This is a genomic window from Streptomyces sp. NPDC002513, assembly GCF_053595355.1.
Genome location: NZ_JBSFXK010000072.1, coordinates 1 through 23573, shown reverse-complemented (window position 1 = coordinate 23573; position 23573 = coordinate 1). Strand labels below are relative to the sequence as shown.

Sequence of the window (23573 nt, the reverse complement as noted above, 5' to 3'; positions counted from 1 at the left end):
GTGCATCGTATAGACTTCCACTCGTCCCCTTGCCCGTCCTGCCTCTCGTACCCCTGGAGCGCCCCATGGCGACAGTCCCGACCGCCCTCGCCGGACGCCACTTCCTCAAGGAGCTGGACTTCACCGCCGAGGAGTTCCGCTCCCTGGTCGAGCTGGCGGCCGAGCTCAAGGCGGCCAAGAAGGCCGGGACCGAGACGCGCCATCTGGCCGGCCGGAACATCGCCCTGGTCTTCGAGAAGACCTCGACCCGCACCCGGTGTGCCTTCGAGGTCGCCGCCGCCGACCAGGGTGCCCACACCACCTATCTGGACCCGGCAGGCTCGCAGATCGGGCACAAGGAGTCCGTCAAGGACAGCGCTCGGGTGCTCGGCCGGATGTTCGACGCCATCGAGTACCGCGGACACGGGCAGCGCGTGGTCGAGGAGCTAGCCGCACACGCCGGAATCCCCGTCTACAACGGCCTCACCGACGAGTGGCACCCCACCCAGATGCTCGCCGACGTGCTCACCATGACCGAGCACTGCGCCAAGCCGCTGACCGGCATCGCCTTCGCCTACCTCGGCGACGCCCGCTCCAACATGGGCAACTCCTACCTCGTCACCGGCGCCCTGCTCGGCATGGACGTCCGTGTCGTCGCCCCCCGGCCGCTGTGGCCGGACGACTCGGTCGTCGAGGCGGCCCGGCGGCTCGCCGCCGCCTCCGGCGCCCGGATCACCCTCACCGAGGACGTGAAGGACGGCGTGCGCGGCGCCGACTTCGTCGCCACCGACGTGTGGGTGTCGATGGGGGAGCCCAAGGAGGCCTGGGACGAGCGCATAGCGCTGCTCGGCCCGTACGCCGTGACCATGGACGTGCTGCGCGCCACCGGCAACGACGACGTGAGGTTCCTGCACTGCCTGCCGGCCTTCCACGACCTCGGCACCGCGGTGGGCCAGGAGATCCACCAGCGGTACGGGCTGACCGAGCTGGAGGTCACCGACGAGGTGTTCGAGTCCGCGCACTCCCTGGTCTTCGACGAGGCGGAGAACCGGATGCACACGATCAAGGCCGTCCTGGTCGCCACCCTCGCCTGACCGCCTGACCGCCTGACCGCCTGACCGCCTGACCGCCTGACCGCCTGACCGCCTGACCGCCTGACCGCCTGACCGCCTGACCGCCTGACCGGCGTGCCCGCCGCCACAGCGGAACCCGGCACCCTTCCCGTACGATCCCCAGCGGGCCCGGAACCATCCCTTCCGCGGCTCGTCGCGCGACCTCCCCCAAACGCCCGGCACGCTGTCTGCTTCGCCCGGGCCGGGGACACCCCCCGGTCGCCCCGCACCACGGAAAAGAGCACCACCTTCATGCCCGGCAGCGCTGCCCGCCGTCCCTTCCGTATCAAGTCACCCGAGCTGCTCGTCGCCGAGGCCGGCGCCGATCTCGAGGGCCATGGCCTCAAGCGCCAGATGGGCCTGTTCCAGCTCGTCTGCTTCGGCCTCGGAGCGATCGTCGGCACCGGCATCTTCGTCGGCCTGTCCGACTCGGTCGCCCAGGCCGGCCCCGCGGTCGTGGTCTCCTTCGCGCTCGCCGCCCTCACCTGCGTCCTCACCGCCTTCGCGTTCGCCGAGCTGGGCGGCGCCATCCCGGTCTCCGGCTCCTCGTACTCCTTCGCCTACGCGGGCCTCGGCGAGGGCACGGCCTTCCTCGTCGGCTGGTGCCTGCTGCTGGAGTACGGGGTGTCCGTGTCGGCCGTCGCGGTCGGCTGGAGCCAGTACGTCAACGAGCTGCTGGCCGGCCTCACCGGGTGGCGGCTGCCCGCGGCGCTCTCCGCCGGGCCCGGCGACGGCGGGGTGATCAACCTGCCCGCCGTGATCGTCATCGCCCTGGCCTCCGTCCTCCTCGTGCGCGGTGTCCGCGAGAGCGCCCGGGCCACCGCCGCCATGGCGGTCCTCAAGCTCGCCATCCTCGTCGCCTTCTGCGCCATCGGGTTCACCGCCTTCCGGCACGGCAACCTGACCCCGTTCGCGCCCGCCGGGCTCGGCGGCATCGGCGCCGGCACCACGGCCGCGTTCTTCTCGTACATCGGCTTCGACGCGATCACCACCGCCGGCGAGGAGGCCAGGAACCCCCGCCGGAACATCCCCCTCGCGATCCTCGTCTGCATCGGTCTGGTCACGCTGCTGTACTGCGCGGTCGCGCTCGCCGCGATCGGCGCCATCGGCGGGCCCGCGGTCGGCGGCCGGCCCGCGGCGCTGTCGTACGTCGTCGACCAGGTCACCGGCTCCACCGTCGGCGGCGGTGTCATCGCCTTCGGCGCGGTCGTCGCCATCGCCTCGGTCGTGCTCGCGGTGATGTACGGCCAGACCCGCATCCTGATGTCGATGTCCCGCGACGGCCTCGTCCCGCGCGTGTTCGAACGGGTCTCGCCGAAGACCTCGACCCCGGTCACCGGCACCCTGATCGTGGCGGCCGTCTTCGCGGTCCCGGCGGCCTTCTCCTCGCTGGACGCGGTGGTCAACCTGTGCACCATCGGCACCCTCGCCACGATGGCCGTGGTCAATGTCGCGGTGATCGCCCTGCGCCGCCGCGAACCCGGCCTCGCCCGCTCCTTCCGGGTGCCGCTGTACCCGGTGGTGCCGGTGCTCGGCGTCGGCTTCTGCCTCTACCTGATGTACGAGACCGGCTGGCGGACCTGGGCGCAGTTCGCGGCCTTCCTGGCGGCCGGCTGCCTGGTCTACGCGCTCTACGGCCGCCGCCACTCCCGGCTGGTGCCCGCACCCGTCACCACGGACGACGCTGTCGCGGAACCGCAAGCAGTCTGAACCACACCGCCTTGCCGGACGCGGTGGGGCGGTGACCGCAGGAGGAGCTGAGGCTGCGGATCAGCAGCAGGCCGCGCCCGTGCTCCTGCCAGGGGTCGGCGTGCGTCGCGGCGGGCCGGGTCAGATCGGCGGGCGGCGCCGGGTCCGGATCGTGCACCTCGACCGTGCAGCCGGTCGGCATCAGCTCGACGACCAGCTCGATCGGCCCGTCGCCCGCCGCGTGCTCCACGGCGTTCGCGACCAGTTCCGCGGTGAGCAGTTCCGCGGTGTCGCTGTCGGCCGCGTGCTCCAGCTCCGCCAGGGCCGTACGGACCAGGGCACGGGCGACCGGCACCGCGGCGGCGGTGTGCGGCAGCGCGACGCGCCAGGAGGCGGGTGCGGGAGGTTCGTACACGGCGGGTCCGTTCATGGCGCGGCTTGTCCTGTTTTCGACACGAGGCATGCATGGTACGGCGCGCCCCGCGAGGGGGTATCGGCGGGCTTCGTCCGGGGCCCCGGCGGTCCCGGCAGGGGGCTGCGTACCCCGGATGACGTCCCGCCGCGCACACCGGTGCCCGTCGTTACCGGGCTGTCGACGAGGTGTGACAAGCCACCGGGCGGCCGGCCCGGGGCGCCGCACGGCACAGCGGCCTGCTTTCGGGGTATCGCGCACTCGTGACGACGGTCACGGATTAGTGATAACTTCGTCAGGGAGCAGCAGTGCGGACAGCCGCCCCCCGACCGAGGAGGCCGCACCTCATGAGTCCCTTCACCGGTTCCGCCGCCCACACCTCCGACTGGCGCCACCTCAGATGCGACCTGGCCGACGGGGTCGCCACGATCACCCTGGCCCGCCCCGAGAAACTCAACGCGCTCACCTTCGGCGCCTACGCCGACCTGCGCGACCTGCTCGCCCAGCTCTCCCGGGAGAGGTCCGTGCGAGCCCTGGTGCTGGCCGGCGAGGGGCGCGGCTTCTGCTCGGGCGGCGACGTCGACGAGATCATCGGCGCCACCCTCTCCCTGGACACCGCCCAGCTGCTCGACTTCAACCGCATGACCGGGCAGGTCGTCCGGGCCGTGCGGGAGTGCCCGTTCCCGGTGATCGCCGCCGTGCACGGGGTGGCCGCGGGCGCGGGCGCGGTGCTCGCGCTGGCCGCGGACTTCCGGGTGGCGGACCCCTCCGCCCGCTTCGCGTTCCTCTTCACCCGGGTCGGGCTGTCCGGCGGCGACATGGGCGCCGCCTATCTGCTCCCGAGGGTCGTCGGACTCGGCCACGCCACCCGGCTGCTCATGCTCGGAGAGCCGGTGCGGGCACCCGAGGCCGAGCGGATCGGGCTGATCAGCGAGCTGACCGAGGAGGGCCACGCCGACGAGGCCGCCCAGGCGCTGGCCCGCCGCCTCGCCGACGGCCCGGCCCTCGCGCACGCGCAGACGAAGGCCCTGCTCACCGCCGAGCTGGACATGCCGCTCGCCGCGTCCGTCGAACTGGACGCCTCGACCCAGGCCCTGCTGATGAACGGCGAGGACTACGCCGAGTTCCACGCCGCCTTCACCGAGAAGCGGTCCCCGAAATGGCAGGGGAGGTAGCCATGGCAGCGGCGCAGCGGCCCCTGCGCGTCGCCGTCATCGGCGGCGGGCCCGGCGGGCTGTACGCCGCCGCCCTGCTCAAGCGTCTGGACCCGGCGCGGGAGGTCACCGTCTGGGAGCGCAACGCCCCCGACGACACCTTCGGCTTCGGTGTCGTCCTGTCGGACGAGACCCTCGGCGGCATCGAGCACGCCGACCCCGTCGTGCACGCGGCCCTGAAGGACGAGTTCGTACGCTGGGACGACATCGACATCGTGCACCGGGGAGTGCGCCAGACCTCCGGCGGCCACGGCTTCGCCGCACTCGGCAGGCGGCGGCTGCTGCAGATCCTGCACGAACGCTGCCGCTCGCTCGGCGTCGAGCTGCGCTTCGGGTCCGAGGCCCCGCCCCCGGACCGGCTGATGAAGGCGTACGACCTGGTGATCGCCGCCGACGGGGTGCACAGCACCACCCGCGGGGCCTACGCCGAGGTGTTCCGGCCGTCCGTCGAGGAGCACCGCTGCCGTTACATCTGGCTCGCCGCCGACTTCGCCTTCGACGCGTTCCGCTTCGAGATCGCCGAGACGGAACACGGCGTGATGCAACTGCACGGCTACCCCTACTCCCGCCCCACGCCGGGCCACCGGCCCGCGACGCAGTCCTCCGGGCCGACGGATCAGGGAGCCTCCACGGTGATCGTGGAGATGCGCGAGGAGGTCTGGCAGGCGGCCGGATTCGCCGAACTGGACACGGCCGAGACGATCGAGCGCTGCGCCAAGATCTTCGCGGACGCGCTCGGCGGCCGGCCCCTGCGCTCCAACAACTCCACCTGGACGACGTTCCGCACGGTCGTCAACACCCGCTGGTCGCACGGCAATCTGGTCCTCCTCGGCGACGCCGCGCACACCGCCCACTTCTCGATCGGCTCCGGCACCAAACTCGCGGTGGAGGACGCGCTGGCGCTGGCCGCGTGCCTGGAGGAGCACACCGCGCTGCGGGACGCCCTCGTCGCCTACGAGGAGGAGCGGCGTCCGGTCGTCGCCTCCACCCAGCGCGCGGCCCGGGCCAGCCTGGAGTGGTTCGAGAACGTGCGGTTCTACCTCGACCAGCCCGCACGGCAGTTCGCGTTCAACCTGCTCACCCGCAGCCGCCGGGTCACCCACGACAATCTGCGGCTGCGCGACGCGCGCTTCACCGAGGCGGTGGAGCGGGAGTTCGGCTGCCCGCCTGGCACCCCGCCCATGTTCACCCCCTTCCGGCTGCGCGGACTGACCCTGCACAACCGGGTCGTGGTCTCGCCGATGGACATGTACTCGGCGGTGGACGGCGTCCCGGGCGACTTCCACCTCGTCCATCTGGGCGCCCGGGCGCTCGGCGGGGCCGGCCTGGTGATGACCGAGATGGTGTGCGTGAGCGCCGAGGGGCGCATCACCCCGGGCTGCGCCGGGCTCTACACCGGACGGCAGGCCGCGGCCTGGCGGCGGATCACCGACTTCGTGCACACCCAGGCACCCGACACCGCGATCGGCGTGCAGCTCGGGCACAGCGGCCGCAAGGGCTCGACCAGGCTGATGTGGGAGGGCATGGACGAACCGCTGGCGGAGGGCAACTGGCCCCTGGTGGCCGCCTCACCGATTCCGTACAAGCCCGTCAGCCAGACGCCCCGTGAGCTGACCCGCGCCCAACTGGCCGACATCCGCGAGCAGTTCGTGTCCGCCGCCGGGCGGGCCGCCCGCAGCGGCTTCGACCTGCTCGAACTGCACTCGGCCCACGGCTATCTGCTGTCCGGCTTCCTCTCGCCGCTCACCAACCGGCGCACCGACGCCTACGGCGGCACCCTCGCCCGGCGGCTGCGCTTCCCGCTGGAGGTCTTCGACGCCGTACGGGCGGTGTGGCCCGAGGAACGGCCCATGACCGTGCGGATCTCCGCGACGGACTGGGCCGAGGGCGGTACCACGGCCGAGGAGGCCGTCGAGATCGCCCGCGCCTTCGCCGCGCACGGCGCCGACGCGATCGACGTGTCGACCGGCCAGGTCGTGGCCGGGGAACGGCCGGAGTACGGGCGGTCGTACCAGACGCCGTACGCCGACCGGATCCGCCACGAGACGGGCGTCCCGGTGATCGCGGTGGGCGCGATCTCGTCCTGGGACGACGTCAACTCGCTGATCCTCGCCGGGCGCACCGATCTGTGCGCCCTCGCCCGGCCGCATCTGTACGACCCGCACTGGACGCTGCACGCGGCGGCCGAGCAGGAGTACGGCGGACCGGGCGCCGGGTGGCCCGCGCCCTACCGCGCCGGCAGCCGCCGCCCGCAGACCGGACGCGCGGACGCCCCCAAACCCCGCCTCGCCTTCAACGGCTGAGGAGCCCGCCGCCCGGCGAGGAAGGCATCACGTCCCGGGCACCCGCCGGGCACCACGGGGTCATGCCCGCGGGCGCACTCCCGCGAAGACCGCTCCCGCGTCCCGCAGCCGCTCGTGCAGCGCCCGGAAGACCGCGGCGGAGCGGGTACCCGGCCAGTCCCCAGGGAGCAGCTCGGCCGGCAGTCCCGGGTCGACGTAGGGCAGATGGCGCCAGGAGTCCAGGGCGAGCAGATAGTCGTGGTAGGCCGCCTCCGGCGGGGTGTCCTCGCGGGCCTCCCAGTCGTGCAGTACGCGCGCGTGGCGGTCGAGGAACGCCTCGTGCTGCTCGGCGATCGCGGCCAGGTCCCACCAGCGCGCCACCGCCCGGCCCGTCGCGGCGAACCCGAGGTGCTCACCGCGGAAGAGGTCCACATACGGGTCGAGGCGCAGCCGCTCCAGGGTGTGGCGGGTCTCCTCGTACAGCCGGGCCGGAGCGATCCACACACCGGGGGCCGCGGTGCCGAAACCGAGCCCGGCGAGCCGGGAGCGCAGCAGATGCCGCTTCTGCCGCTCCGACTCCGGTACCGAGAACACCGCGAGCACCCAGCCCTCGTCCTCGGGGGGCGTCGTCGCGTACACGCGCCGGTCGCCGTCGTCGAGCAGTTGCAGGGCGTCGGGTGACAGCGTGTACCCGGCCGCGCCCGTGGCCGTGCGCGCCGGCACCAGCAGCCCGCGCCGCTTCAGCCGGGACACCGACGAGCGTACGGAGGGCGCGTCCACGCCGACCGCGGCGAGCAGTCTGATCAGCTCGGCCACCGGCACCGGTCCGGGGGTGAAACGGCCGTAGGCACCGTAGAACGTCACGATGAGGGAACGGGGAGCGTGCTGATCGGACACGTTGATCACTCTAGAACGTCCGCGTCACTCATGATCACCAAGTGGCGGCACCGGGCTGACGTCCGGCCGCAGCCGGAAGCGCTGGAGCTTGCCCGTCGCCGTGCGGGGCAGCGCGTCCAGGAAGACGAACTCGCGCGGACACTTGTACGGCGCCAGCTCGGACGTGAGGAAGGCGCGCAGCGCCTCGGGGTCGCGGGGCGCCCCCGCCCTGAGCACCGCGTACGCCACCGCCACCTGCCCGCGCGTCTCGTCCGGCCGGCCGACGACCGCCGTCTCGACCACGTCCGGGTGCCGCAGCAGGGCGTCCTCGACCTCCGGCCCGGCGATGTTGTACCCGGCCGAGATGATCATGTCGTCGGCGCGCGCCACATAGCGGAAGTAGCCGTCGGGCAGGCGGACATAGGTGTCGCCGGTGATGTTCCAGCCGTCCCGGACGTACTCCCGCTGCCGGGGGTCGGCGAGATAGCGGCAGCCGACCGGGCCGCGCACCGCGAGCAGCCCGGGCTCGCCGTCGGGCACGGGCGTGCCGTTCGGGTCCTGCACCCGGGCCTGCCACCCCGGCACCGGAACGCCCGTGGTCCCCGGGCGGATCCCGTCGTCCGCGGCGGAGATGAAGATGTGCAGCAGTTCGGTCGCGCCGATGCCGTTGATGACGCGCAGCCCGGTGCGCTCGTGCCAGGCCTGCCAGGTCGCGGCGGGAAGGTTCTCACCGGCCGACACGCACCGCCGCAGTGACGCGATGTCGTATCCGCCGTGCCCGCCGTGCGCGTCGGCTGCGCCGTCTGCGTTCAGCTCGTCGAGCATCGCGCGGTACGCGGTCGGGGCGGTGAACAGCACGGAGACCCGGTGCTCGGCGATCGCGGGCAACAGGTGCCGGGGGCCCGCCTGTTCGAGCAACAGGGCGCTCGCACCCGCCCGCAGGGGGAAGACGACGAGCCCGCCGAGCCCGAAGGTGAAGCCGAGCGGGGGGCTGCCCGCGAAGACGTCGTCGGGGCCCGGCCGGAGCACGTGCCGGGAGAAGGTGTCCGCGATGGCGAGCAGATCGCGGTGGAAGTGCATACAGCCCTTCGGGCGGCCGGTGGTGCCCGAGGTGAAGGCGATCAGCGCCACGTCGTCGGCCGCCGTGTCCGCCGGTGGGTACGGTTCCCCGGACACCGGCAGCCGCAGCAGGTCGTCGGGGGAGTCACCGCCGTAGGGCGTGATGCGCAGCCCGGGGACGTCGGCCTTGGCCAGGTCGTCGACGGCGCGGGCGTCGCAGAGGGCGTGTGTGACCCGGGCGATCGCGCACAGGGTGCGCAGCTCGTGCGGACGCTGCTGGGCGAGCACGGTGACGGCGACCGCGCCCGCCTTCAGCACCGCGAGCCAGCAGGCGGCGAGCCACGGGGTGGTGGGGCCGCGCAGCAGGACGCGATTGCCGGGGACGACGCCGAGGCGGCCGGTGAGCGCGTGCGCGATCCGGTCGACACGGGCCCGGAGCTGACCGTATGTCCACACGTGGCCGGCCGCCGTACGGAAGGCGGGACGCCCGGGGGCGGTGCCCGCCAGCAACTCGACGGCGGCGTTGAGCCGTTCGGGGTAGCGCAGCTCGGGCAGGTCGAAGCGGAGTTCGGGCCACTGCTCGGGGGGCGGGAGATGGTCCCGGGCGAAGGTGTCCAGGTGGGCGCTGGGGGCGCGGGGCGGGGCGGGGGCGGCGCCGACCGGGTCGGTGGTGCCGGGGGTGTCCGCGGCGTCGGGGGGCTCCGCGGTCTCGGCGGTGTCCGCGGTGTAGGAGGTCTCGATGGTGCCGGAGGTGTCTGCGGTCTCGGCGGTGTCCGCGGTGCAGGAGGTCTCTGTGGTGCCGGCGGGGTCCGTGGCGCTGGTGGCGCCCCTCGGGTCCGTGGCTTCCAATGGCGTCTCGCCCCCTCGTCGTGGTGGGCTCGCACAGGGAGCGTATCGCGTTGGTGACGACAGTCAACGGTCCGCGATACGCTCGGGTGAGCAGCCCACCCGCCCCGGTGCGCCGTCAGGGAGAGGGACCGGCAATGACCGCATTCTCGCTCGATCCATCACAAACCGCCTGGTGCGCGGAGCTGCGCGCCCTGGCCGAGCAGCGGCTGCGCCCGCTCGCGGAGAAGGGCGAGCCGGGCCGGGTCAACCGGGAACTCGTCGCGGAACTGGGCCGGCTCGGACTGCTGGACCGGCTGTTCACCTCGGGCGCGCTGGAGCTGTGCCTGATGCGGGAGTCGCTGGCCCATGCCTGCACGGAGGCGGAGACGGCCCTCGCCCTCCAGGGCCTCGGCGCGCACCCCGTGCACGTCCACGGCACGCCGGCCCAGCGCGCCCGCTGGCTCCCCGGTGTCCGCGCCGGTACCGCCGTGGCGGCCTTCGCCCTGACCGAGCCGGACGCGGGCTCGGACGCCGCGGCGCTGGCCCTGCGAGCGGACCCGGACGACACCGCGCCCACCGGGAGCCCGTCACCGTTCGACGGCGACAGCGGTGGCGGTTCCGTGCGCGGCGTGCGCGCCGAGCACGACGGCGGGCGGGGCTGGCGGCTCACAGGCGAGAAGTGCTGGATCTCCAACGCGCCCGAGGCCGACTTCTACACCGTCTTCGCCCGCACCACCCCGGGCGCGGGCGCGCGCGGCGTGACCGCCTTCCTCGTCCCCGCCGACCGCCCCGGCCTGACCGGCTCCCCGCTGGACATGCTCTCGCCGCATCCCATCGGCGCCCTCGTCTTCGACGCCGTGCCCGTGACCGCCGACGACGTGCTCGGGGAGCCCGGCCGGGGCTTCCGGGTGGCCATGGGCACCCTCAACCTCTTCCGGCCCAGCGTCGGCGCCTTCGCCGTCGGCATGGCGCAGTCGGCCCTCGACGCGACCCTCGCCCATACGGCGCAGCGGGACGCGTTCGGCGGCAAGCTGAAGGACCTCCAGGCCGTCGCGCACCAGGTCGCCGAGATGGCCCTGCGCACCGAGGCGGCCCGTCTCATGGTCTACGCGGCGGCGACGGCGTACGACGAGGGAGTCCCGGACGTTCCGAAACAGGCCGCGATGGCGAAGCTGCTGGCCACCGAGACCGCGCAGTACGTCGTCGACGCGGCCGTCCAGTTGCACGGCGCCCGCGCCCTGCGCCGCGGCCATCTCCTCGAGCACCTGTACCGCGAGGTGCGCGCGCCCCGGATCTACGAGGGTGCGAGCGAGGTCCAACGCGGCATCGTCGCCAAGGAGTTGTACGCCACCGTGGAGGCCCCGTGACCGCCGAGCGCACCGATCCGCCCGACCTCTCGCGCATCAACCCGCCCGACCTGTCCCCGCCGGCGGGCTTCTCCCACGCGGTGGTCGCCGCCGGCTCCCGAGTGGTGTTCCTGGCGGGCCAGACCGCCCTCGACACGGACGGCAAAGTCGTCGGCGCCACCCTCCCCGAGCAGTTCGAGCGGGCGCTCACCAACCTGCTCACCGCCCTGAGCGCCGCCGGCGGCACCCCCGGCGACCTCGCCCGTGTCACCGTCTACGCCACCGACGTCGCCGCCTACCGCGCCCACGCCCCCGAACTCGGCCGCATCTGGCGGCGACTGGCGGGCCGCGCCTACCCCGCGATGGCCGTCGTGGGAGCCGTACGCCTCTGGGACGAGGAGGCCCTCGTGGAACTCGACGGCTTCGCGGTGCTGCCGTAGCGGCGGACGCCGCGCTCCGGCCGGCACTTCCCGACAGGGCCCGAACGTGCGTGGCACGACCCATCGTCGCGCCTCATCCCTGCCCGGCAATGCCCGGCAAGACCGTGTGCGGCTGACGCGTCTACCGAGGTTCCGCCGCCACGTGTCCGGACCCGAGGCCCCGGGAGGCCCATTCGTCGGCGAGGAGGCCGAGGACGACTTCGTCATGGAATGCGCCGCCCACCCAGGCCGCGCGCCGCAGGGTGCCCTCGATGACGAACCCCGCATTCGTCGCTGCCGCGATCATCGCAGCGTTGTCGGCCAGTGTCTCCACCTGCAGCCGCTGCATTCCGCGCACCACGAACCCGTACGTGCACAGCACACGGACGATATCTGAGCCGAACCCGCGACCACGGGAGGCAGGAAGCAAGGAGATCCCCAGGTGCGCCGTCCTGTTGTGTGCGTCGATGCCCCACAGCAATGCCGCGCCGACCAGCGCCTGCGACTCGAGTTCCACCACCGAGAACGGGGCCACCTTCTCCGACGGTTCTCTCACCGCGAAAGGAGAGTGGCCCGTTTCGGCGGGGATCGGCTGCCAGGGGCGGGGATCGGTGCGTGACCGGGCCGCCACATCGTCGTAGAGCTCCCTGTGGAGCACTGCCACGTCCGCCTCGTACCGGGCCCGCAGCCCGATTTTCTCACCGCGTATCACCCGGCATGAGTACCGCACGGAGCTGGGCTGATCAAGGGATTTCGAGGTCGCCGCAGCCAGAACGGTGAGGACCCGCAACGTGATCAAGGCGAACGGCTACCCCTGCACGGGGAGATCCGGATGAGCGGCAAGAAAAAGCATGTACGCGAGAGCCGCCGCTGCCCCCACAAGGGACAACACGCCTCCCCCTATGGCCCGCGACCTGCTCGTTCGGCCATGCTTCGATGCTCGGAACTCGATGCATGCCCGCACCAGCCCGGCGAGGGCCGTCGGCAGCGCGATGAAGCAGACGAGCATCCAGAACGGGCAGCAAAGCCAGCACGCCACGGACGCCCCGCCGAACCAGACCGCGAGCTCCGCCACGTCGCGCGGCTCGTCCGGTGCGCCAGGAGAATTCATGGGGTGATCCAAGCAGGGCACTTGGTGGCGCGACGGAAAGGGGTGCGGTCTGCTTGACTTCCCGAGACCCCCGAGACCCCCGAGACCCCCGAGCCCCCGGCACCGCCGGGAGCGGCCGCGCAGTACGTCGAGGATCGATCGGTCCGGGGTCAGCCGTGTGCCAGCAGGCGCGATGCCGCTTCCCGCGCGAGAGCGGCGGCAGTGGCGTCGCCGAGGCTGACCCGCGCGCAGGCGGCCCCGTCGGCGAGTGTCAGGACCGTCGCTGCGGCCTTGTCGGGGTCGGGTTCCTGCGCTGCCGTGGCGAGTTCGGCGAGATAGCGGAGGACTTCGCGCTTGTGGTCGCGGATCGCCACCCGCACGGGGTGATCCGGGTCGGGATATTCGGCGGCGAAGTTCAGCAGGTCGCTGCCGCGGTAGGCGGGGTCGGCGAACTCCCGGCTCAGCAGGTCGAAGATCGCGAGCAATCGGTCCTGGGGCGTGGAGACCGTGGCGGCGAGAGCGCGCAGACGCGCGCACCACTCGTCGTTGCGCTGGCGCAGGACGGCGGCGACAAGCTCGTCCTTGGAGCGGAAGTGCTGGTAGAGGGTCGATTTGGCGACCTCGGCGGCCCGCCAGATCTCGTTGATGCCGACGGCCCGCACGCCGCACCGGGCGAACAGGTCTGCCGCGGCCGTGACGATCTTGGCGCGAGTGGTGTCCGGGCTGGTCATAGGTCCTCGGGTGCGTGGGGCGGGAATGGGGATGGCTGCGTTGCCGTTCTCATCGAACAGACTAGTCGGTTCGATGGGAGGATTCCATGATCACTCTTGACGTCTTCAGCGATCTGATCTGCCCCTGGTGCTACATCGGCGGCCGTCGACTGGAGAAGGCCGCCGGCATCGTGAAGGAGCGCACGGGCGAGGAGTTCCACATCCGGCACCACGCGTTCGAGCTGAACCCCGCGATGCCGCTGTCCGGGATGGACCGGCGGGCGTACCGGAGCGGGAAGTTCGGCAGTTGGGAGCGTTCGCGGGAGCTCGACGCCGGGACGGTGCTGGCCGGACGCGACGACGGGATCGTCTTCGACTACGAGGCGATCGCCAGGACGCCGAACACCCGGGCGGGGCACCGGCTGATCGCGTTGGCGGAGCGGGAGGCCCGGCAGGGTTGGGCGATGGCCGACCGGCTGCTCGCGGCCTACTTCTCCGAGGGGCAGGACGTCGGCGACACGGCCGTACTCGCCCGGATCGGCCAGGAGCTGGGACTCGGCGACGAGGTGGCGACCCAGCTGGCCGATCCGGCCCTGGAGTCCGCCGTGCAGGAGGACCTGAAGCTCGCGGAGTACCTGGGACTTCGCGGGGTGCCGGTGCTGATCGTGGGCGACAAGGCGATCAGTGGCGCGGTCGGTGCCGACGCACTCGCTGAGGTCCTCGAACGCCAGGTCACCGAGGCGCCGTCCGGAGCGACCTGCGAGAACGGGGTGTGCTCGCTGTGACCCCTGTATCGGACATCACGTCGGTGGGTGTGGTCGGTGGCTCGCTGGGCGGGTTGTTCCAGGCGGTCGCGCTCGCCGAACTCGGGGTCGACGTCACGGTGTGGGAGCGGTCCGCGGGCCGCCCCGACGACCGAGGCGCGGGCATCGTGCTCCAGCCGAGCGTCGCCTGGTTCCTGAGCACCTTCTGCGGCGTCGATCCCGACCGGATCAGCGTTCCCGTCACCCACCGGCAGTTCTTCAGCCGGGACGGGCGCAGCCACCACGCACCCCTGGGGCAGCGGATGATCTCCTGGGGAGCGATCTACGCGTCCCTCCGGGACCGCCTCGACAGCGCCCGCTACCACGACGGCCGGCCGGTCACCGCCGTCACACCCCGTCCCGGCGGCGTCGACGTCCACGTCGGCGACACCGTCCATCCGGTCGACCTCGCGATCATCGCGGACGGCTCCGCGTCCCGGCACCGCGGACTCGTCTCCCCCGACGGCGCGCCGCGCTACGCCGGGTACGTCGCCTACCGGGGAGTGATCGACGAGACGGGACTCCCGGAGGAGCTGAGCGCGGTCTTCCGCGACCGGTTCAGCTTCTACGACGGGGACCACACCCAGTTCCTGTGCTACTTCATCCCGGGCGACTTCGGCGCGACCGTGCCGGGCAGCCGCCGTATGAACTGGGTGTGGTACGTCCCGGCCGACGCGGCCGGCCTCGACCGCATCACCACCGACCGCGACGGCAGCGCCCACGGACTGTCCCTGCCCCCGGGTCTCATCGCACCGCAGGTGCACGCCGAACTCCTGGACCGCGCAGGGGCGTTGCTGCCCGAACCGCTGCGTCTGCTGGTCGAGCACACCCGTGATCCGTTCGCGCAGGCGATCCTGGACGGGCGGGTCAGCCGGATGCGCAAGGATCGGATGCTGCTGACCGGGGACGCCGCGTTCGTCGTACGGCCCCACACGGCGGCCAGCGCGGAGAAGTCGGCCGCCGACGCCATCACCCTCTTCACGGCCCTTCAGCAACTCCCGTCCCTGGAGGCCGCCTTGGAGGCATGGGAGAAGAACCGGCTGGCCGAGGGAACTGCCCTCTACCGGCACGGCGTCGGCCTGGGACAGCGGCTCGGTCTCAACAGTCCCGCGCTGACGATGGCTGCCGCCGTCGAGCCGACGCCCTGAAGCCGGCAGTCGACGCCTCATGCTCGCGCCTGCCCCGGGCGAAGGGACGTCGGCAGCCTGCTTTCCTCCGCCTTTCCGGCGCGTCGCAGGCGCCGCGCCTCGCGGCGCAGCCATCTCGCGGCCACGCCCCCTCCTGCCCCGCATTCATGCAGGTCAGGAGGGGTATCGCAGCAGTTTTGCGCAGGACTTTCAGATGTCCCGGAACGTCTCGATCTGCGCGCCGACCGAGTTGAGCCGTTCGGCCAGGTCCTCATAGCCGCGGTTGATGACGTACACGTTGCGCAGCACGGAGGTGCCCTCGGCCGCCATCATCGCCAGCAGGACGACCACGGCGGGCCGCAGCGCGGGCGGGCACATCATCTCGGCGGCGCGCCAGCGGGTCGGGCCCTCCACCAGGACGCGGTGCGGGTCGAGGAGTTGCAGCCGCCCGCCGAGGCGGTTGAGGTCGGTGAGGTAGATGGCCCGGTTGTCGTACACCCAGTCGTGGATCAGGGTCTTGCCCTGCGCGGAGGCCGCGATGGCCGCGAAGAACGGGACGTTGTCGATGTTCAGGCCGGGGAACGGCATCGGGTGGATCTTGTCGATCGGCGCCTCCAGCTTGGAGGGCCGTACGGTGAGGTCGACCAGCCGGGTGCGGCCGTTGTCCGCCACGTACTCGGAGCTGCGGTCGTGGTCGAGCCCCATCTCCTCCAGGACCGCCAGCTCGATCTCCAGGAACTCGATCGGCACCCGGCGCACCGTCAGCTCCGACTCGGTGACGACCGCGGCGGCCAGCAGGCTCATCGCCTCGACCGGGTCCTCGGAGGGGGAGTAGTCGACGTCGACGTCGATGTTCGGCACACCGTGCACCGTGAGCGTGGTGGTGCCGATGCCCTCGACCGCGACGCCGAGCGCCTCCAGGAAGAAGCACAGGTCCTGGACCATGTAGTTGGAGGACGCGTTGCGGATGACCGTGACCCCGTCGTGGCGGGCGGCGGCGAGCAGCGCGTTCTCCGTCACGGTGTCGCCGCGCTCGGTCAGCACGATCGGCCGGCCGGGAACGACGGACCGGTCCACCACGGCGTGGTAGTGCCCCTCGGTGGCGGTGACGTCCAGTCCGAACCGGCGCAGGGCGATCATGTGCGGCTCGACCGTGCGCGTACCGAGGTCGCAGCCGCCCGCGTACGGCAGCCTGAAGTGGTCCATACGGTGCAGCAGCGGCCCGAGGAACATGATGATGGACCGGGTGCGGCGGGCGGCCGCGGCGTCGATGGCGTCCAGGTCGAGGTCGGCGGGCGGCACGATCTCCAGATCGGTCCCGTCGTTGATCCACCGGGTCCGCACGCCGATCGAGCCCAGCACCTCCAGCAGGCGGTACACCTCCTCGATGCGGGCGACCCGGCGCAGTACGGTGCGCCCCTTGTTGAGCAGCGAGGCGCAGAGCAGGGCCACGCAGGCGTTCTTGCTTGTCTTGACGTCGATGGCGCCGGAGAGCCGACGGCCGCCGACCACCCGTAGATGCATGGGACCCGCGTAGCCCAGGGACACGATCTCGCTGTCCAGGGCCTCGCCGATCCTGGCGATCATCTCAAGACTGATGTTTTGGTTGCCGCGCTCGATCCGGTTGACGGCGCTCTGGCTGGTGCCGAGTGCCTCGGCGAGCTGCGTCTGAGTCCAGCCACGGTGCTGCCGGGCGTCACGGATGAGCTTGCCGATACGTACGAGGTAGTCGTCTGACATGTGACTGAGGTTATCTCAGATATGAGATGGCACCTCCTGGGTGGTCCATTCGGGTGATGCGCCGTCAATGACGCCTGGTGAAACGGGTGTGAGTCACCCGAAAGGTCCCGGCAAATCCATCGATATCGTATGACGTCCTGTATTGCCGCGCGTGTGCCGGGGTGGGTGCCCGGAGCGTCCCGTCTCAGCGGATCCGGTCCGCGGCTACGGCTGTGACCTGCGGCGACTGGAAGGACTGAGATGTTTGTCAGCACTTCTCTGGGTACCAGCGCACCAGCGTTTCGCGGCTCCATGACGTACGAAGTTGATCTGGCTCCACCGGTCCAGGCGGCCCGGCGACCACTCCACGTCGCCGGGCTGCAGCGCGGCAAGGCCCGGGTCCACAAGAGGAAGACCGCCCGGAACTGACCTAGCGTGGAGGAGGGGTATCGAGCCGATGCCCGGAATCCGCCGTGGAAACGGGATGCGACATGACCGTGCGAGCGAGCAGGACAGACCCCGATACCGTGCCTTCCGGCGCACCCGTTCCGATCACGAATTCCCGCGGCGCCCGCGCCGCGGCCGAACGAGTCGTCTCGGGTGATTCAGTGACCGTCTCCCTGGGCGGCCTTCGGCTCGAACTGCCGCCGAGGGACCAGCTCGCCTACCTCGCGGGCCTCGGTCTCCTCACGGCATTCGACCTCCTCGAATGGCCGGTTGCGCTCGCCATAGCCGTCGGGCACGAACTGGCCCGCAGCCACCGCGGCAAAACGCTGCGCGAGTTCGGGGACGCCCTGGAACAGGCGTGACACCCCTGGTCCAGTGCGACCGCTCGACGTACTGCAGGCGAAGTGGGACGTCCGGCGAGCGTACGCGCGTGAGCGACACCAGCGACATCCCCGAGCCCGTACCGCCCCGCCCGTGGCGCCGCGAGGAGGACAGGCCCGAGCCGAAGGTCACGACGTACCCGCGGGCCAGCCGCCCGGCGCTCAAGGTGTGGCCTCGGGGTGCACGGCGACGGACGCCCGTCGAGATGCCGCCTGCGGCCGATGCCCGAGATCGGCTCCTGGGGGCATCGCACCCGCGTGACGTAGCCTTCGTGACATGTCCCCCGAGTACGCGGAGCGTGCGTCCCGGCTGCCGGGGGCGGTCGTGTGGACGCGGGGAGCCGTCAGGCGCCCGAGCGTCGGCGAGGTGGCGGCTGTGCTGCCCGATGGCTGCATGGATCTGCTGTGGACTGAGGGCAGGCTCCTTGTCGCCGGGCCCGACACCCGCGCGTACCGCCTTGGCCCCGATAGGCAGGGCGCGTGGGCGGGTGTCCGCTTCTTCCCCGGCACCGCCCCCGCCCTGCTCGGTGTGCCCGCGCACGAACTGCGGGACCGGCGCGTGGACCTTGCGGACCTCTGGCCCGGTGCCCGGACGCGCCGCCTTACGGAACGTGTCGACGAGGCACCGGACCCGGCCGCCGCCCTCGAAGATCTGGCGCTGCGTCTCGCGGCCGACGCGGAACCCTTCGACCCGCTCCTGCGGGCGGTCGTGGCGTCGCTGGCGGCCGGCCGTTCCGTCACGGCGACCGCCGAATCGGTGGGCCTGGGCGCGCGTCAGCTCCACCGCCGTTCGCTGACCGCTTTCGGCTACGGCCCCAAGACCCTGGCCCGGGTGCTCCGCCTGCAACGCGCCCTCGCCCTGGCCCGTGCCGGCGTCTCCTTCGGGGAGACGGCGGCCCTGGCGGGCTTCGCGGACCAGGCCCATCTGTCGCGCGAGGTGCGGGAGCTGGCGGGGGCGCCGCTGACCGAGCTGGTGGGACGGTAGCTCACGCGCTGTCGTCCGCCAGCGGTGCGAACAAGTCGATGCCGTTGCCGTCCGGGTCGTTGACCACGGCGTACCGCTGGCCCCAGACGGCGTCCCACGGCTTCAGCTCGCCGTGGTACCCGGCGCCGACCAGGTCCTCGTACACGGCGTCAACGTGCGCGGGGCTCGCGCACCGGAACGCCAGCCCGACCCGGCCGCCGCCCGTCGGCGGACGCCACGACGGGTGGAACGAGCGGATGGTGTCCTCGGTGTCGAGAGCAAGGCGCAGCCCGCCCGGCAGTACGGCCTCGACGTGCGGCTGGTCCTCGCAGCCTTCGGGGAACGCGATCCCAAGGCGCCGGTAAAAGGCGAGCGACGCGGCCAGATCGGAGACGACGATGCCGACGACATCGAATCGGGGTGATGGCTCGGTGTTCATGGCAGGCAGCGTAGGCAGGGGACAGACGTCGGGTCTTGAAGGAAACGGACACCCCCGGGCCCACGGGGGCTACCGGCGACATGCGGCATGTGAGGTGACGGCATGCAGGTCGCGGGTCCAGGAGCTGTGCGAGCACCTCCCGCCCCTGAATTCCTGACCGATGCCGGGGCCGGTGTCGGAGGGGGGTGTCATGGCGTCCGAGACTGACCGATAGGACTGACCGACAGGAGGGGGAGACGATGGGTGACTTCTTTGAGCGGATCGTCGACGTCGAGGTGACCGGTGAGGAGGCCGGCCCGCTCGCGGAGCGGATGGTGGCCTGGATGGTCGCTGAGGGCCTGATCACGCGTGAGTTGTCCAGCGACGGGGTGTACAGCCCGACCGCGGACGAGGGTTATGTGCCAGGTCCCCACTGGGCGCAGACCGTTGCCGACTCATCGGGCCCGGACTGGCTGCCGGGCCCGGTGGCCGTCATCGTCGGGCGCGACTATCACGTGGGCGGTCAGGGAGTGGACGATGCGGAGTACGCCATCTGCCCACGGTGCGAAACCAAGACCGTGATCATCAACTGTCCCGAGGAGTTCGAGGCGGACGAGGCGGTCTGGCAGCCGTTCAAGGACGGCATCGCCGCCTGGAAGGAAACGGGTGAGGGGAGTGCCCCCTGCTCCACCTGCGGTGCCTCGGTCTCGGTCACCGAGTGGCGGTGGGAGCCCAATTTCGCGGTGGGCGCCCTCGCCTTCGACTTCTGGGGCTGGCCGCCACTCGCCGCCGGCTTTCGCGCGACGTTCAGCCGGCGACTGGGGCACCGCACCGTGGAGCAGATGGGCAAGTTCTGACGGGTGCTGAGTCGAGCGGACCAGGTTGGGTGGAAAGGCGGTTGTGTCGATGAACGTGTAGAGGTCGCTCCGGCCCGGGGGCTGGGTCTCAGCGGGGTGTGAGCCGGGCGACCGTTCCGATCTCCAGGGCCGTCCAGATTGCGCCGTCCGGCCCCAGCGTGATGCCGTGTGGTTCGGAGGAGGGGCTGGGGAGGTCGTATTCGTCGATCCGGCCGTCGGGCGTGATCCGGCCGATGCGGTTGACTCCCCATTCGGTGAACCAGCAGTTTCCGTCAGCGTCGGCTGCTATGGCGTGGGGGCGTGACGTGCGGTCGGGCAGGGCGAATTCGTCGATCTTTCCGTCCGGTGTGATCCGTCCGATCTGACCGGCGCCGATCTCGACGAACCACATGGCGCCGTCGGTGCCGGTGGTGATGCCGACCGGGGCGCTGGCCAATGTGGGCAACGGGTGGATGCTGACATCGCCGTCGAGTCCGATGGTGCCGATCGCGTTCGCCTGGTTCATCGTGAACCACAGCCGGTCGTCCGGGCCGGCGGCGATGGCTGAGGGGAAGGCTCCCGAGAGCGGAAGGGGAAACTCGGTGACGTCACCGGCGGGTGTGATGTGGCCGATGCGGTCGGCGCCTGCTTCGGTGAACCACAGCGCGCCATCGGGGCCGGTGGCGATCCCGAACGGCCCGGCATCCGGCGTCGGCAAGGGGAACGTGTCGATGTCGCCGGCGGTGGTGATGCGGCCGATCCGGTTGTTGCGGAATTCGGTGAACCACAGCGCGTCGTCGGGTCCCGTTGTGATGGTCGACGGTCCGCTGGAAGCGGGTTCGAGCTGGTAGGAGGTGACGTCGCCGTCGGGTGTGACCCGGCCGATCCGTCCGCGGTGGACCATGGTGAACCACAGCGCGCCGTCCGGTCCCGCAGTGATCCCGTAGGGGCCGGCCTCACGGTCGGAGACGGGGAACTCTGCGATCGAAACGGTCGGACGACGCGGCATGAGCGGGTTCCTTGGTCGGTGGACGTGCGACTGCGGATGCTATCCGGGCCACGGCGCTCGCGCTCCTGGATATTCCTGCTCCCGGCCGCTCTGCTTGGCCTTGTGGACGGGCGCGCGTGCCCCGCGTGGCGTCATCAGGTGCTGGGCCGGCTCGGGCAGCGGCCTGCCCTCGCACATCAGCCGCAGTCCCTCCGCTCGGACCTTCTCGGCCGCGAGCGCGGCCAACTCGCCCAGCAGCTCGCTGGACCGACCGTTCGGCGACACCGGCATCGACTTCACGTCGGCACCTTGAACACTGCCGTCGGCCACGGCAGGCGACACACTGCCGGATGTCTCGATCCGGTGATCCGTCGTCGTACTCATCAGGTGTCTCTTTCGAGGAAAATCATGTCCTGTCGCACACGATCTGGTCCACAGCCAGGGCTGTGACCTGCGGCGACCACATCGCTTGAGACGACCGGTGATCTCGAATCTTCCATGGGCGCCGGCGAACCCGTCGTGGAGCACTGCCCGAGCGTCGGCGATACCGTCACGTACGGTGCCGAGGTCCATGTCTGGTCTGATCAGCTGGGCATCCATGTCCTTCAGTACCGGCTCGGCTGATCATGAACCGCACGCGGGTACCGGCGTACTCGCCGAAGTGCTCGGCCAGGTACGCGGGAAACGTGCCCACAGGGAAGTGGCGTGGAGGCTGACGGCAAGGTCCGGCCGTCGGCGGCTCAAGGAAGGATGATGACCTTGCCTCGGATCCGGCCGGCCTCGCTGAGGCGGTGGATGGCGCCGAGGTCGGCCAGTGGGCGTGACTCGCTGATGTCGATGGTGACCACGCCCGCGTCGATGAGCTCCACCAGCGCCGCCAGATGCTCCACATCATTGCGGGCGACCATGTGCATCGCAGTCACCTCGGCATCGGCAGGCGGCTCGATCGGGGTGGCGATCGAGACGATCCGCCCGCCCGGCCGTACCAGCGGCGCCAGAGCTGCGGCGTCCGGCGGGCTCAGCGGGACCAGGTTGAGCAGCGTGTCCACCGGGCCGTCGAGCGCGGCAACCACCGGCGTGGCGGTGTAGTCAATCACTTGGTCCGCCCCCTGCCGCCGGACCGCCTCGGCGCTGCGGGCGCCGGCCGTGGCGATCACCTCGGCCCCCGCGTACTTGGCGAGCTGCGTCACGAAGCCGCCGACGCCTCCGCCCGCACCGTTGACCAGTACCCGCTGACCGGCGGCTACCTGCCCGTGCTCGAACACTGCCTGCCACGCCGTGAGACCGGCCATGGGAAGGGCCGCAGCGTTCGCGAGAGGGATGGAGGCGGGAGCCGCTATCAGCGTGGCCACGGGCGCCCGTACGTACTCTGCGGCCGCACCCGCGTTGTCGAGCCGCCCGATGACCCGGTCGCCGACGGTGAAACTCTCCGCACCCGCGCCGATCTCGGCGACCGTGCCGGCGACGTCCCATCCGAGCGTGTAGGGCAGGTCCAAGGGAAAGAGCGCCCGCAGCAGTCCGCCCCGCAACGCGGCCTCGGTGGGGTTGAACGAGGTCGCGGCGACACGGATGAGCACTTCACCTGATGCAGGCTGAGGGCGCGGAACGTCGTCGTAGCGGATCACGGACGCGTCGCCGTACTCGTGGATACGTGCGGTCTTCATCTTCATGCCGCGAATCTACGACCTCACCTGGAGACGATCCATGGGGCAGAGTGCCCAGTTCATACGCGTACGTCTCGCCTGCGTAGTCTCACCGCATGGATGTGCTCAGTGACGTCATCGCGGTGGCGCGGACCGGCCGGCCTCGGGCGGCGCATGTGCGGTGGCATGCCCCATGGGGGCAGGAGTTCGCCTCCGTACCGGGGTCGGCGGGCTTTCAGGTGATCCTGCAGGGCTCCTGCTGGCTACTTCCTCCAGACGCAGAGCCCGTCCCGCTGGGCGAGGGCGACGTGGTGTTCCTGCCCCACGGCAGGGGGCACACCCTGGCCGACAGCCCCAACCCCCTGGCGACAGCCCCCGCCTGCGGCCCCGACGACCCCCGATTGTCCGAGCCCTACGCGTCGGACAGCGTCGACCGGACCGGAGACGGCGGTCCGGTCACCGTCGTGCTCTGCGGGACCTACCAGCTCGACCCGTCCCGCACCCACCCGCTGCTGCGCGACCTGCCCGACCGGATCCATCTCCCCGCGCACCCGGATCGCCACCCGGAACTGCGCTCGGCCGTGGAGCTACTTGCCACCGAACTGGAGCACCCGCGCCTCGGCACGGACGCGGCCGTCCCCGCGCTCCTGGACACACTGCTGCTGTACATCCTGCGCATCTGGTTCAACGAACAGCCCGCCCGGGGCAACACCACCGGCTGGGCCGCCGCGCTCAACGACCCGCCGGTCACCGCCGCCCTCCACGCCATCCACCGGGCCCCGGCGGCACCGTGGACGGTGGCGAAGCTCGCCGCGGAGGCGGGGCTTTCCCGCGCACCGTTCGCCAGGCGCTTCGCCACACTGATCGGCCAACCACCCCTCAGCTACCTGACCTGGTGGCGGATGACCACGGCCGCGCGCCTGCTGCGGGCATCGGACGCACCGTTGAAATCCGTCGCCGCCCAGGTGGGCTACGCCTCCGAGTTCGCCTTCGCCAGCCCGTTCAAGCGCACGCACGGGACAGCCCCCGGCGCGTTCAGACGGCGGAGCTGAATCCAGTGCAGGCATCCTGGGCACGCTCAGCTATACGTGACCGGGCACATCCGGGTGCACTCCGATAGCAGGTAGCCGGTTACTTAGCTTGAGATAAAACCTGCGACGGTCAGGGGACGGGGTGTTCGGTTCGCCGCTCTTCTGTTCGTTGACTGTCTTCGAGCAGGGCGTTGCCTACGT

General features: G+C 71.5%; 22 protein-coding genes. 12 read left to right on the top strand and 10 right to left on the bottom strand.

Features of this window, described 5'->3' with window-relative positions:
* The first annotated feature begins 65 nt into the window (after positions 1-65).
* Positions 66-1073 carry an ornithine carbamoyltransferase gene (gene argF, locus ACWD5Q_RS31050; protein WP_451430404.1) on the top strand — a complete coding sequence of 336 codons (1008 nt, stop codon included), beginning with the start codon at positions 66-68 and terminating at the stop codon, positions 1071-1073.
* A gap of 270 nt (positions 1074-1343) precedes the next feature.
* Positions 1344-2801 carry an amino acid permease gene (locus tag ACWD5Q_RS31045; RefSeq protein WP_451430403.1) on the top strand — a complete coding sequence of 486 codons (1458 nt, stop codon included), beginning with the start codon at positions 1344-1346 and terminating at the stop codon, positions 2799-2801.
* Here the strand turns inward: ACWD5Q_RS31045 and ACWD5Q_RS31040 are convergent.
* Positions 2761-3210: an ATP-binding protein gene (locus tag ACWD5Q_RS31040; RefSeq protein WP_451430402.1), complete on the bottom strand. Its 450-nt coding sequence runs from the start codon at positions 3208-3210 to the stop codon at positions 2761-2763. The genes ACWD5Q_RS31045 and ACWD5Q_RS31040 overlap by 41 nt on opposite strands.
* Before the next feature lie 329 nt (positions 3211-3539).
* On the opposite strand from ACWD5Q_RS31040, the gene ACWD5Q_RS31035 reads away from it, so the two are divergent.
* Both ACWD5Q_RS31035 and ACWD5Q_RS31030 read left to right on the top strand, forming a co-directional pair.
* The gene (locus ACWD5Q_RS31035) at positions 3540-4367 is read left to right on the top strand and encodes an enoyl-CoA hydratase family protein (RefSeq protein ID WP_451430401.1); all 828 of its coding nucleotides are present in this window, start codon (positions 3540-3542) and stop codon (positions 4365-4367) included.
* 2 nt (positions 4368-4369) lie between these two features.
* On the top strand, positions 4370-6709 hold the full coding sequence (locus ACWD5Q_RS31030) for a bifunctional salicylyl-CoA 5-hydroxylase/oxidoreductase (RefSeq protein ID WP_451430400.1): 2340 nt from the start codon (positions 4370-4372) through the stop codon (positions 6707-6709).
* Positions 6710-6769: 60 nt separating this feature from the next.
* On the opposite strand, the gene ACWD5Q_RS31025 is transcribed toward ACWD5Q_RS31030, so the two are convergent.
* Both ACWD5Q_RS31025 and ACWD5Q_RS31020 read right to left on the bottom strand, forming a co-directional pair.
* A complete protein-coding gene (locus ACWD5Q_RS31025) occupies positions 6770-7594 on the bottom strand; it encodes a PaaX family transcriptional regulator (protein ID WP_451430399.1) in 825 nt (274 codons plus the stop codon).
* Positions 7595-7609: 15 nt separating this feature from the next.
* A complete protein-coding gene (locus ACWD5Q_RS31020; RefSeq protein ID WP_451430411.1) occupies positions 7610-9241 on the bottom strand; it encodes an AMP-binding protein in 1632 nt (543 codons plus the stop codon).
* Positions 9242-9606: 365 nt separating this feature from the next.
* Between ACWD5Q_RS31020 and ACWD5Q_RS31015 the strand changes: the two genes are divergently transcribed.
* Both ACWD5Q_RS31015 and ACWD5Q_RS31010 read left to right on the top strand, forming a co-directional pair.
* Entirely contained in the window at positions 9607-10818 is a 1212-nt protein-coding gene (locus ACWD5Q_RS31015) for an acyl-CoA dehydrogenase family protein (RefSeq protein WP_451430398.1), read from the top strand.
* A complete protein-coding gene (locus ACWD5Q_RS31010) occupies positions 10815-11237 on the top strand; it encodes a RidA family protein (RefSeq protein WP_451430397.1) in 423 nt (140 codons plus the stop codon). The genes ACWD5Q_RS31015 and ACWD5Q_RS31010 overlap by 4 nt, the downstream gene beginning before the upstream one ends.
* Before the next feature lie 121 nt (positions 11238-11358).
* Here ACWD5Q_RS31010 and ACWD5Q_RS31005 read toward each other — a convergent pair whose 3' ends face one another.
* Both ACWD5Q_RS31005 and ACWD5Q_RS31000 read right to left on the bottom strand, forming a co-directional pair.
* On the bottom strand, positions 11359-12015 hold the full coding sequence (locus ACWD5Q_RS31005; RefSeq protein WP_451430396.1) for a GNAT family N-acetyltransferase: 657 nt from the start codon (positions 12013-12015) through the stop codon (positions 11359-11361).
* Between the two features lie 461 nt (positions 12016-12476).
* Positions 12477-13037 carry a TetR/AcrR family transcriptional regulator gene (locus ACWD5Q_RS31000; RefSeq protein ID WP_451430395.1) on the bottom strand — a complete coding sequence of 187 codons (561 nt, stop codon included), beginning with the start codon at positions 13035-13037 and terminating at the stop codon, positions 12477-12479.
* Positions 13038-13123: 86 nt separating this feature from the next.
* Here ACWD5Q_RS31000 and ACWD5Q_RS30995 point away from each other — a divergent pair, with 86 nt between their 5' ends.
* Both ACWD5Q_RS30995 and ACWD5Q_RS30990 read left to right on the top strand, forming a co-directional pair.
* On the top strand, positions 13124-13801 hold the full coding sequence (locus tag ACWD5Q_RS30995; protein WP_451430394.1) for a DsbA family oxidoreductase: 678 nt from the start codon (positions 13124-13126) through the stop codon (positions 13799-13801).
* Positions 13798-14967, top strand: a complete 1170-nt coding sequence (locus ACWD5Q_RS30990) for an FAD binding domain-containing protein (RefSeq protein ID WP_451430393.1) — start codon at positions 13798-13800, stop codon at positions 14965-14967. The genes ACWD5Q_RS30995 and ACWD5Q_RS30990 overlap by 4 nt, the downstream gene beginning before the upstream one ends.
* Before the next feature lie 189 nt (positions 14968-15156).
* Here ACWD5Q_RS30990 and ACWD5Q_RS30985 read toward each other — a convergent pair whose 3' ends face one another.
* Positions 15157-16686, bottom strand: coding sequence for a helix-turn-helix domain-containing protein (locus ACWD5Q_RS30985; protein ID WP_451430392.1), 1530 nt, complete (start codon positions 16684-16686; stop codon positions 15157-15159).
* Between the two features lie 587 nt (positions 16687-17273).
* Between ACWD5Q_RS30985 and ACWD5Q_RS30980 the strand changes: the two genes are divergently transcribed.
* Together ACWD5Q_RS30980 and ACWD5Q_RS30975 are read left to right on the top strand one after the other, a co-directional pair.
* Positions 17274-17474 carry a hypothetical protein gene (locus ACWD5Q_RS30980; RefSeq protein WP_451430391.1) on the top strand — a complete coding sequence of 67 codons (201 nt, stop codon included), beginning with the start codon at positions 17274-17276 and terminating at the stop codon, positions 17472-17474.
* 295 nt (positions 17475-17769) lie between these two features.
* Positions 17770-18477, top strand: a complete 708-nt coding sequence (locus tag ACWD5Q_RS30975) for a DUF6597 domain-containing transcriptional factor (RefSeq protein ID WP_451430390.1) — start codon at positions 17770-17772, stop codon at positions 18475-18477.
* Position 18478: 1 nt separating this feature from the next.
* Here the strand turns inward: ACWD5Q_RS30975 and ACWD5Q_RS30970 are convergent, their stop codons facing one another.
* Complete coding sequence (locus tag ACWD5Q_RS30970) at positions 18479-18895, bottom strand: VOC family protein (protein WP_451430389.1); 417 nt, start codon at positions 18893-18895, stop codon at positions 18479-18481.
* Positions 18896-19134: 239 nt separating this feature from the next.
* Between ACWD5Q_RS30970 and ACWD5Q_RS30965 the strand changes: the two genes are divergently transcribed.
* Positions 19135-19731 (top strand): hypothetical protein, encoded by a 597-nt coding sequence (locus ACWD5Q_RS30965; RefSeq protein ID WP_451430388.1) that lies wholly within the window; start codon positions 19135-19137, stop codon positions 19729-19731.
* 88 nt (positions 19732-19819) lie between these two features.
* Here ACWD5Q_RS30965 and ACWD5Q_RS30960 read toward each other — a convergent pair whose 3' ends face one another.
* From ACWD5Q_RS30960 to ACWD5Q_RS30950, 3 genes are all read right to left on the bottom strand, one after another.
* The gene (locus ACWD5Q_RS30960) at positions 19820-20719 is read right to left on the bottom strand and encodes a Vgb family protein (RefSeq protein ID WP_451430387.1); all 900 of its coding nucleotides are present in this window, start codon (positions 20717-20719) and stop codon (positions 19820-19822) included.
* 39 nt (positions 20720-20758) lie between these two features.
* Positions 20759-21082 carry a hypothetical protein gene (locus ACWD5Q_RS30955; RefSeq protein WP_451430386.1) on the bottom strand — a complete coding sequence of 108 codons (324 nt, stop codon included), beginning with the start codon at positions 21080-21082 and terminating at the stop codon, positions 20759-20761.
* Between the two features lie 356 nt (positions 21083-21438).
* On the bottom strand, positions 21439-22368 hold the full coding sequence (locus ACWD5Q_RS30950) for an NADP-dependent oxidoreductase (protein ID WP_451430385.1): 930 nt from the start codon (positions 22366-22368) through the stop codon (positions 21439-21441).
* Between the two features lie 89 nt (positions 22369-22457).
* Between ACWD5Q_RS30950 and ACWD5Q_RS30945 the strand changes: the two genes are divergently transcribed.
* A complete protein-coding gene (locus ACWD5Q_RS30945) occupies positions 22458-23393 on the top strand; it encodes an AraC family transcriptional regulator (protein WP_451430384.1) in 936 nt (311 codons plus the stop codon).
* Positions 23394-23573 lie beyond the last annotated feature (180 nt).